The sequence below is a fragment of the Shewanella sp. K8 genome, from assembly GCF_028823715.1.
Taxonomy (GTDB): domain Bacteria; phylum Pseudomonadota; class Gammaproteobacteria; order Enterobacterales; family Shewanellaceae; genus Shewanella; species Shewanella algae.
This window is the reverse complement of sequence record NZ_JAPEHY010000076.1, coordinates 1-2,747: the sequence shown is the minus strand read 5'-3', so window position 1 is coordinate 2,747 and position 2,747 is coordinate 1. Positions and strand designations below refer to the sequence as shown.

General features: G+C 52.3%; 1 rRNA gene. It reads right to left on the bottom strand.

What is annotated here, in order from left to right:
• Positions 1 to 34: 34 nt before the first annotated feature.
• Positions 35 to 2,747 (bottom strand): 23S ribosomal RNA (locus ON072_RS20890); the annotation flags it as partial.

Sequence of the window (2,747 nt, the reverse complement as noted above, 5' to 3'; positions counted from 1 at the left end):
ACTTCTTCAAGTCCGTAAAACCCATCTGGGTTGTATGGTTAAGCCTCTCGAGTCATTAGTACAGGTTAGCTCAACGCCTCGCAACGCTTACACACCCTGCCTATCAACGTCCTGGTCTCGAACGGCTCTTCAGAGGGCTCTAGGCCCTAGGGATGACTCATCTTGGGGCTCGCTTCCCGCTTAGATGCTTTCAGCGGTTATCGATTCCGAACGTAGCTACCGGGCAATGCCATTGGCATGACAACCCGAACACCAGCGGTTCGTCCACTCCGGTCCTCTCGTACTAGGAGCAGCTCCCCTCAATCATCCAACGCCCACGGCAGATAGGGACCGAACTGTCTCACGACGTTCTGAACCCAGCTCGCGTACCACTTTAAATGGCGAACAGCCATACCCTTGGGACCGACTTCAGCCCCAGGATGTGATGAGCCGACATCGAGGTGCCAAACACCGCCGTCGATATGAACTCTTGGGCGGTATCAGCCTGTTATCCCCGGAGTACCTTTTATCCGTTGAGCGATGGCCCTTCCATTCAGAACCACCGGATCACTATGACCTGCTTTCGCACCTGCTCGACGTGTCTGTCTCGCAGTTAAGCTGGCTTATGCCATTACACTAACCGTACGATGTCCGACCGTACTTAGCCAACCTTCGTGCTCCTCCGTTACTCTTTGGGAGGAGACCGCCCCAGTCAAACTACCCACCAGGCACTGTCCCTAACCCCGATTAGGGGCCCAGGTTAGAACATCAACACTACAAGGGTGGTATTTCAAGGTTGACTCCAACAAGACTGGCGTCTCATCTTCATAGTCTCCCACCTATCCTACACATGTAGGGTCAATGTTCAGTGCCAAGCTATAGTAAAGGTTCACGGGGTCTTTCCGTCTAGCCGCGGGTATACGGCATCTTCACCGCAATTTCAACTTCACTGAGTCTCGGCTGGAGACAGCGTGGCCATCATTACGCCATTCGTGCAGGTCGGAACTTACCCGACAAGGAATTTCGCTACCTTAGGACCGTTATAGTTACGGCCGCCGTTTACCGGGGCTTCGATCATGAGCTTCTCCGAAGATAACCCAATCAATTAACCTTCCGGCACCGGGCAGGCGTCACACCGTATACGTCATCTTGCGATTTTGCACAGTGCTGTGTTTTTGATAAACAGTTGCAGCCACCTGGTATCTGCGACTCCCGTCAGCTCTGAGAGCAAGTCTCTTCACCAACAGGAGCGTACCTTCTCCCGAAGTTACGGTACCATTTTGCCTAGTTCCTTCAGCCGAGTTCTCTCAAGCGCCTTGGTATTCTCTACCCGACCACCTGTGTCGGTTTGGGGTACGATTCCTGCTAACCTGAAGCTTAGAAGATTTTCCTGGAAGCATGGCATCAACCACTTCATCCCCTTAGATCAGCTCTCAGTGTATGTGTGCCCGGATTTGCCTAAGCACACCACCTACTACCTTAAACGCGGACTACCAACGCCGCGCCGGCCTAGCCTTCTCCGTCTCTCCATCGCAGTTAGCAGAAGTACGGGAATATTAACCCGTTTCCCATCGACTACGCCTTTCAGCCTCGCCTTAGGGGTCGACTCACCCTGCCCCGATTAACGTTGGACAGGAACCCTTGGTCTTTCGGCGAGGGGGTTTTTCACCCCCTTTATCGTTACTCATGTCAGCATTCGCACTTCTGATACCTCCAGCGTGGGTTACCCCTTCGCCTTCAACGGCTTACAGAACGCTCCTCTACCGCACTGATGCAAGCATCAGTACCCGTAGCTTCGGTGAATTGCTTAGCCCCGTTACATCTTCCGCGCAGGCCGACTCGACTAGTGAGCTATTACGCTTTCTTTAAATGATGGCTGCTTCTAAGCCAACATCCTAGCTGTCTAAGCCTTCCCACATCGTTTCCCACTTAGCAATTACTTTGGGACCTTAGCTGACGGTCTGGGTTGTTTCCCTTTTGACGACGGACGTTAGCACCCGCCGTCTGTCTCCCGGATAGCACTCTTTGGTATTCGGAGTTTGCAAAGGGTTGGTAAGTCGGGATGACCCCCTAGCCTTAACAGTGCTCTACCCCCAAAGGTGTTCGTCCGAGGCGCTACCTAAATAGCTTTCGAGGAGAACCAGATATCTCCCGGTTTGATTGGCCTTTCACCCCCAGCCACAAGTCATCCGCTAATTTTTCAACATTAGTCGGTTCGGTCCTCCAGTTGATGTTACTCAACCTTCAACCTGCCCATGGCTAGATCACCGGGTTTCGGGTCTACACCTAGCAACTATACGCGCAGTTAACACTCGGTTTCCCTACGGCTCCGCTATTCGCTTAACCTCGCTACTAAATGTAAGTCGCTGACCCATTATACAAAAGGTACGCAGTCACGGTCTCAAGAACCGCTTCCACTGCTTGTACGTATACGGTTTCAGGTTCTATTTCACTCCCCTCACAGGGGTTCTTTTCGCCTTTCCCTCACGGTACTGGTTCACTATCGGTCAGTCAGGAGTATTTAGCCTTGGAGGATGGTCCCCCCATATTCAGACAACATATCACGTGTGCCGCCTTACTCGATTTCATCTCTGGTTAGTTTACGTGTACGGGGCTATCACCCTGTGCCGCTGTGCTTTCCAACACATTCCACTAACACCCCAAAGACTTAAGGGCTAATCCCCGTTCGCTCGCCGCTACTTGGGGAATCTCGGTTGATTTCTTTTCCTAAGGGTACTTAGATGTTTCAGTTCCCCTCGTTCGCCTCA